The organism is Rhodobacter calidifons, from assembly GCF_011174775.1.
GTDB classification, from domain to species: Bacteria; Pseudomonadota; Alphaproteobacteria; order Rhodobacterales; family Rhodobacteraceae; genus Tabrizicola; species Tabrizicola calidifons.
Genome location: NZ_JAANHS010000008.1, coordinates 136,044 through 142,941 on the forward strand (window position 1 = coordinate 136,044; position 6,898 = coordinate 142,941).

At 71.8% G+C, this 6,898-nt stretch carries 7 protein-coding genes and 1 pseudogene; 2 read left to right on the forward strand and 6 right to left on the reverse strand.

What is annotated here, in order from left to right:
* Window positions 1–20: 20 nt before the first annotated feature.
* The 6 genes from G8O29_RS12335 to G8O29_RS12360 form a co-directional block, all read right to left on the reverse strand.
* The gene (locus G8O29_RS12335) at window positions 21–590 is read right to left on the reverse strand and encodes a GNAT family N-acetyltransferase (protein ID WP_166403537.1); all 570 of its coding nucleotides are present in this window, start codon (window positions 588–590) and stop codon (window positions 21–23) included.
* A gap of 91 nt (window positions 591–681) precedes the next feature.
* Window positions 682–1,434 carry a response regulator gene (locus G8O29_RS12340; protein ID WP_166403538.1) on the reverse strand — a complete coding sequence of 251 codons (753 nt, stop codon included), beginning with the start codon at window positions 1,432–1,434 and terminating at the stop codon, window positions 682–684.
* Window positions 1,431–2,312: a sensor histidine kinase gene (locus G8O29_RS12345; RefSeq protein WP_166403539.1), complete on the reverse strand. Its 882-nt coding sequence runs from the start codon at window positions 2,310–2,312 to the stop codon at window positions 1,431–1,433. The genes G8O29_RS12340 and G8O29_RS12345 overlap by 4 nt, the downstream gene beginning before the upstream one ends.
* Window positions 2,313–2,360: 48 nt before the next feature.
* Window positions 2,361–2,510: a PAS domain-containing protein gene (locus tag G8O29_RS12350; RefSeq protein WP_166403540.1), complete on the reverse strand. Its 150-nt coding sequence runs from the start codon at window positions 2,508–2,510 to the stop codon at window positions 2,361–2,363.
* Between the two features lie 117 nt (window positions 2,511–2,627).
* Window positions 2,628–3,737 (reverse strand): PAS domain-containing protein, encoded by a 1,110-nt coding sequence (locus G8O29_RS12355; RefSeq protein ID WP_166403541.1) that lies wholly within the window; start codon window positions 3,735–3,737, stop codon window positions 2,628–2,630.
* A gap of 179 nt (window positions 3,738–3,916) precedes the next feature.
* Window positions 3,917–5,398 (reverse strand): calcium-binding protein, encoded by a 1,482-nt coding sequence (locus G8O29_RS12360; RefSeq protein WP_166403542.1) that lies wholly within the window; start codon window positions 5,396–5,398, stop codon window positions 3,917–3,919.
* A 234-nt stretch (window positions 5,399–5,632) separates the two neighbouring features.
* Between G8O29_RS12360 and G8O29_RS18825 the strand changes: the two genes are divergently transcribed.
* Window positions 5,633–6,124: a GNAT family N-acetyltransferase gene (locus G8O29_RS18825; protein WP_367890170.1), complete on the forward strand. Its 492-nt coding sequence runs from the start codon at window positions 5,633–5,635 to the stop codon at window positions 6,122–6,124.
* Between the two features lie 554 nt (window positions 6,125–6,678).
* Window positions 6,679–6,898: pseudogene (locus G8O29_RS12370) on the forward strand (baseplate megatron protein TIM-barrel domain-containing protein); the annotation flags it as partial.

The following is a 6,898-nucleotide window of genomic DNA, read 5'->3' on the forward strand; positions in this document are numbered from 1 at the left end:
GGGTTGGCCCGCGCAGGGCCTCAGGCGGCCGAGGCGCGGAATGCGGGGATGACGGGGCTATCTGCCTCGAAGGGCGGCCAGACCGTCTTGGTCATGGCGATCGCCGGAAAGTACGCGCCGCTGGCGAGCTTCAGGCTGCGCGCCTCGACGGGCCGGTAGCCGAGTGCGAGGTAGAGCGGCAGGCCCGAAAGCGTGGCGCAGAGGTCGATCCGGTCGGCCTGGCCCAGGACCACGGCATCCGCCTCGATCCGGTCCATGATCCGGCGGGCAAGTCCGCGGCGGGCATGGCCGGGGTCGGTAAAGACGGCAAGGATCGTCGCCGTGCCCGGGGCCTGGGCGGCTGGGGCGTAGCCGGGCGGCCGCATCGTCCAGCCGCCCGAGGCGACGGGCAGGCCGCCCAATTCGATCAGCCAGTAGGTGCCGTCTGCGACCAGGTCGGGATCGACGGTCTCGACCTCGGTGAAGAAGCCTTCGATCTGGTCGGCGGTGTAGTGCGCCCCGGCGAGGCCGGCGAAGGCCACGCGATGCAGGGCGCGCAGGGCGGGGGCATCTGCCAGGGTGGCCTTGCACAGGGTGTAGGGTCCGCTCATCGGGCGCTCCACCGGTCTGGTCCGGCGTTACGATGGCGTCCTTGTGCCGAGGGTTGATTTCCGCCGTCGGTCCGCCCGCGGAAATCGCGTTTCAGAGATTTCCGGCCGGTTTCGGCGCGAAGACGTAGCCCGCGCCGCGGACCGTCTTGATGACCTGCGGCCGACCCGGATCGCGCTCGATCTTCTGGCGCAGCCGCGTCACGCGGATGTCGATGGAGCGGTCGAAGGTCTGCGCCGGGTCGGAATGGGTGAGTTCCAGGAGCGTGTCGCGCGACAGAACCCGCCCCGCCCGGTCGGCCATCGCGGCCAACAGGTCGAACTCCATGCTGGTGAGCGGTATGTCGCGACCGTCCGGCCCCGTCACGCGCCGCGCGGCGCGGTCGATGGTCAGCCCCTCGTGCACCGTCACCTCGCCCGCCTGCGGCGCGACCAGGGCGGCGGCGGGGGGCGGCGCCTCGCGCTCGGCCAGCCGGCGCAGCACGGCGCGGACGCGGGCCAAGAGTTCGCGCAGGTCCACGGGCTTGGTCACGTAGTCGTCCGCGCCGATCTCGAGCCCGACGATGCGCTCGACGGGTTCGCCCCGCGCCGTCACCATCAGGATGCCCGCCCGCGTCGTCTCGCGCAGGAAGCGGGCGAGCGACAGGCCGTCCTCGCCGGGCATGGTGACGTCGAGCAGTGCCGCATCGAAGGGCTCGCCCGTGGCCACTCGGGCGCGGAAGGCGCGGGCCTCGGGATAGGTCTCGCAGCGCATACCGTGCAGCGTCAGGTATTCCGCCAGCGTCTCGCGCAGGGCGGGCTCGTCGTCCACGATCAGGATCACGGGGGCATCGGCGGGGGCGGTCATTGATCGGTCTCCCGGGGGGCGGGCGGCAGTTCGACCTGGAAATGCGCGCCCCGCAGCGGATCGTCCGGGCCGGGGGGGACAAGCGCGATGCGCCCCCCATGCGTGTCGGCGATGCGGCGGCAGAGCGCCAGCCCGATCCCCGACCCACCCGCGCCCTTGGTCGAGAAGAAGGGGCGGAAGATGCGGTCGCGCAAGGGTTCAGGCACGCCGGGGCCGCTGTCGGCCACGGTCAGCACGACCGACCCGTCGCCCGGCTCTACCGCAAGGCGCAACCGGACGGTGCGCAGGTCAGCCTGGCCCTCCATCGCCTGCACCGCGTTGACGATCAGGTTGACCACAAGCTGCCGCAGCCGGTCGGCATCGCCAAGAACCAAGGGCGACACAGGCGGTGGCGCCCAGTCCACCGCCACCCCGGCCGCCTGCCAGTCGGGTTCGGTCATCTCGATCGCCTCGGCCACCGCGTGCGTCAGCGGCACGGGGTCCGACCGGCCGGGGCGTTCTCGGGCGAGATCGAGGAAGCTGCGCACCGTTCTCGCGCAGCGTTCGGCCTGTTCGGCGATGTGCAGCGCGCGGCGGCGCGTGGCCGCGTCGGTCGCGGTCTCCTCGAGCAGCACCGCCTGGCCGGCCAGCACCGAGAGGGGATTGTTGAGCTCATGCGCAATCCCTGACAGCATCTCGCCCAGGGCCGCGAGCTTCTCGGCCTCCTCGAGCTGCGCCCGTTCCCGTGCCCGCTCGGCCTCGCGCGCACGGGCCTCGGTCAGGTCCATCGAGGTCGTCACCACGACCTCCTCACCCCGGAACTCGGCCAGCCGCGACCACATGGCCAGATGCACGCCGCTCCCGTCGCCGCGGCGGAATGTGTGCTCCCAGCCGTCCACGCGGCCTGCCGCCCGCAGCGCGGCGAGATAGGCCGCGCGGTCCTCCGGCTAGCGCCAGTGCGGCGCGGTGCTCGCCCCGTCCCCGGGCTCGCCCAGGCGCATCAGCTCCTTGGCGGCGCGGTTGATGTAGACGATCCCGCCATCGGCCGCGCGGGCCATGGTGATCGGGGTCGGGCAGGCCTCGATCACGCTCGACACGCGGTCCTAGGCCTCGTGCAGCGCCTCGCGCGCGGCGCGCGCCCCGGTCACGTCGGTCGCCGTGGCGATCACCACCGTCTCGCCGCGGATCGTGGCCAGCCGCGCCCAGACCGACAGCTAGACCAGGCTGCCGTCGCCGCGGCGGAAGCGCGCCTCGAGCCCCTCGGCCCGGCCGTCGCGGCGCAGCGCGGCCACGAAGGCGTCGCGTTGGCCCGGATCGTCCCAGTCCATCGCCCAGGCGCGCGGATCCTCGGGCCGGCCGACCGAGATCAGCGCGCGTGCCGCGGCGTTCGACATCCGCACCCGCAAGTCGGCTGCATCGGCCACGAGGATCGGGGTCGGGCAGGCCTCGAACACGTCCGACAGGATGTCCCAGGGGTCGCTCAGCGCGGTCAGGTCGCTGTGCAGCACGATCCGCCCGCCGTCCGAGGTGGTGGCCCGTCGCACCAGGAACTCGCGCCCGTCGGCAGCGCGCACATGCACCGGTTCCTCGGTCCGGCGCACGCGCATGAGGCGCTCCACCGCCGTGGCAGGGTCGGGCAGGTCGCCCGCATTCCCCACCGAGAGAAGGCGCGGGCCCAGCATCGCCGCGCATTCGGAGAAGGAGAGGCCGGTCATCGCGGCGGCGCTCAGGCCGTAGGTGCGGGCATAGGGTTCGTTGCACAGGATCAGGCGGCCCGCCGTGTCTTCGATGGCCAGCCCGTCAGGCAGGGCCCAAAGCGCCTCGACAAGCCGCCGCTCGGCCGCCTCGGCGCGCTCGCGGTCGTGCATGAGCGCGGTCTGCTCGATGGTGAACTCGAAGTAGAGCGGTCCGCCCGGGTTTTCGCCCCGGAACGGTAGATAGCTGCGTTCGGTGTAGCGCCGCGTGCCGTCGGGATAGCTAGCCCAGCCCGCCCAGCGCGCCGTCCCGCCCGCCAGCGCCGCCTGCCGCTGGTCCATGTCGTGCACGCCGTGCGCCTCGCAGAAGTCGGCGCGGGAAAGCAGAAGGATGCGGTCGAGCGGCAGGCCGAACACCGCGCAGGCCGCACGGTTGGCCCAGCGCACGCGGTGGCCCGCGTCGAGCAGCCAGATGCGCACCGGCGCGAGGTCGAGAAGCGTCAGCCAGGGCGCCATGCCGGCCGCGGCCATGTCCGGGGCCGGCGCCGTGGGTGCTGTGCTGCCGCCCCGGTGCAGCATCGCGCCGTCGGATTGAGGATCGCCGCGATCCGCGTCCTGCCAGTCTGCCAACGATCCTTCCCCCACGCGGTCGTTTTCCTTGCTTGCGCGGCATCGCTGCGCGAGTGCCCCGGGCCTGCATCCTAGCACCGTTCCGTTGCCCGCCACATCGTTGCGTTCCCGGTCGGCGGATCGCAGCCGCCGTGCGGAGATCCCGGGGCGCGCTTCGGCCCCGGAGCCGCCGGAGGCGTTCAGAACAGGAAGTCGCTCGCGTCGATCTGGCCTGCCGCCACGCCGATAAGCGTGATCTGCACGCCGCCCGCCGAAAGGACCGTGTTCGCCCCCGATTGTGCGACGGTCACATCGGCCAGGCTGGCTGCCAGCCCCCGGACATCCAGCCTGTCGAGGCCGTTCTGGAAGTCCTCGACCGTGTCGGCGCCGGCGCGCAACCGGAACACGAAGGTGTCGCTGGCCGCCCCGCCGTTCAGCCGGTCGTTGCCGAGACCCCCGATCAGGAAGTCGTTCCCCGCCCTGCCGGCGAGGATGTCGTCTCCGATGCCCCCGACGAGCACGTTTCTCGATGCGTTCCCGCCCAGCCGGTCGTTGCCGGCACCGCCCGTGACGTTTTCGATGCCGAGGATCCTGTCGAAGCCCTGTCCGGTGTTCTGCCCCTCCTGCACCTCGAGATCGACGGTCACGGCGGAGGCGGTGCGGAACACCAGCGTGTCCGTGCCGGCGCCGCCGTCGATCAGGTCGTCGCCCGCGCCGGCATCGAGCGTGTCGTTTCCATTCCAGCCAGTCAGGCTGTCGTCGCCGGTGCCGCCGGTCAGGCTGTCGTTGCCATCGTCGCCGGCGAGCCTGTCGTCGCCCGTGCCGCCGAGGATCGTATCGTTTCCTCCACCGCCGAAGGCGTTATCATCGCCGTTACCGCCGGACAGGAGATCATCTCCGTCCTGCCCGCTCAGATTGTCGTCGCCCGCACCGCCGCGCAGATCGTCCTGACGGGCGCCGCCGCTAAGCGTGTCGTCGGCGGCCCCGCCGAACATCGCGTAGTCGCCGTTGCCGCCATAGACGGCGGCGGCCCCGCCGCCGCGGCCGTCGAAGAAACCAGTCTCGGTCAGCATGTAGACGTTCCCGCCGAGGCTGCCCCGGTTCTCGACGACCGCATGCCCTCCCCGCAGGACCATCGCCGCTGCACTGCCGCCGATATGGCCATGGTTAAGGACGTGCGTCACCGCGGTCGCCGTCGCGTCGATCCCGTTGACGCCCGCGATCGTGCCGGCGTTCACGATGCGATGGGCGAAGCCCTGCGCCTCGATCCCGGCGTCGAGGTGGCTGCGGACCGACCCCGCATTGTCGAGGTCGAGGTTGACCGCGTCGAGGTCGATCCCGTCGAAGCGCGCGGTGATGATGCCGTCGTTTACGAGGCGGAGCGCGCCTTCCACGCCTGGCGCGGCGGCTGTCGCGTAGATCCCGTCCTCCCTTGCGCCGGTGATCGAGCCGCCGGCACCGACCGTGATCTCGGCATCTCCGGTCGCCCGGACGGACGGATCGACGCCGCCGCTCCAGATCGTGCCGAGCACCGTCAGCGTGGGCCTCGCGGAGGACGTGCCCGTCCTGACCATGGCCGTGCCTGCCGTGGCAAGAACGCCTGCGGGGGCGACCAGCGCGTTGTCGCCGGAACCAAGGTTCCGCGGCGTGGTCGAGGTTGTGGTGATGATGATGTCGGCCATCTGGGCATTTCCCGTTGCTGCGGGCGGCTAGGGCGGCCGCCGCTCCGGCCCCGCTTGTGCGGGCCGGCGATGTCCGGGGTTTGTCCACGGAAGCGGGAAAGGGTTTCGGATGTTTCAGCGCGGTTTCAGCACGGTCGGCGGGGCTTGACCCGCCTGAATCCCTGCCCCCAGGCATGCTGCGGGCCGCGCCTGCCAGGCGCGCACTGACCGGCGGAAATGCGGAGGACGAGGACGATGGCGCGCAGCTTATGCATCAGCGCGGCGGAGGTCGAGGATCTCGACCTGCTCTGGATTGCGCTGGCCATGGCGGCGCAGGAGAACAGCGTCGAGGCCGCGCGCCGCATTCCGGTCGTCGCCGCGCATCTCGAGGGATGGCGGCGCCCCGGCGATTTCGGCGTCCTAGCAAGGCGGGCCGACGGCGGCTTCCTCGGCGCGGCCTGGGCGCGGCAGTTCCGGCCCGAGGAAGGGCCGACCTTCCATTTCGGGGACCGATGCCCCGAAGTGACCATCGGCGTGGCCGCCGAGGCGCGCGGCCAAGGGGTCGGACGGGCGCTGTTGCAGACGTTTGTCGCGCAGGCGCGGCTTCGGGGCTGCGGCCTGTCCTTGAACGTCCGGGAGACCAACCCGGCGATCCGCCTCTATGAGCGTCTCGGCTTCGTGCGGGTGCCGGGCGCCGTGATGCGCAACCGGAGCGGCACGCTGTCGGTAGGCATGCGACTCGACTGACCGCGGCGCATCGGTCAGGCGAAGCTCGCGCAGTCGATGCGCACCACGGTCGAAAGCATCCAGACCCTTACCTGGGCCAGGGAACTGGCCGGGGTCTCGATAGGCCAGATCGAGCAGGCGACGCAGCGTCTGACCAATCGCCTGTCGGAAGCGGCCAGGGGTTCCGGCGCGGCGGTGGGCGCGCTGCGGCGGCTGAACCTGACGGCGGCGGAGTTGCAGGCCCTGCCGCTCGACCGGCGCATCGTGGCGATCCAGGACGCGCTGGCCAGATATGTGCCCGAGGCCGAGCGGGCGGCCGTCGCCTCTGACCTCTTCGGCGACCGTGCGGCGCTCGCCTTCCTGCGGATCGACACCGCGACCCTGCGGGACGCGGCGCGCGACGTGCAGGATTTCGGGGTGGCGGTCAGTGCGGCCGATGCCGCGCAGATCGAGCGGACGGGCGACGCCATCGCACGGCTCAGCCTGATCTGGACCGGTCTCGTCAACCGACTGACCGTCGCCGTCGCCCCGGCGCTGGAAACGGTGGCGACCAAACTCGCCGACATGGCGCGGGCTGGTTCTCCCGCGGCTGGCGCGATGACGCGATCCAGCGCGCCTATCTGGAGGCCAGTTATCTCTGGTGGGGTCAGGGCGCGAACAACCCGACGTCGCCTGTTTACGGCGGCCGGATGGTCCATGTCCCCGAGTGCGCCGCCTGGACCTGGGACGCGCGACCCTATCCTTTCTTTCCGGAACTGACCGGGATCTGGACGGACGGGCCGAACTGGCGGCTCG

What these genes read in the sequence shown, in the direction of transcription:
- G8O29_RS12335 (WP_166403537.1), bottom strand. Translation starts at nt 590, where the DNA reads ATGAGCGGACCCTACACCCTGTGCAAGGCCACCCTGGCAGATGCCCCC.
- G8O29_RS12340 (WP_166403538.1), bottom strand. Translation starts at nt 1,434, where the DNA reads ATGACCGCCCCCGCCGATGCCCCCGTGATCCTGATCGTGGACGACGAG.
- G8O29_RS12360 (WP_166403542.1), bottom strand. Translation starts at nt 5,398, where the DNA reads ATGGCCGACATCATCATCACCACAACCTCGACCACGCCGCGGAACCTT.
- G8O29_RS18825 (WP_367890170.1), top strand. Translation starts at nt 5,633, where the DNA reads ATGGCGCGCAGCTTATGCATCAGCGCGGCGGAGGTCGAGGATCTCGAC.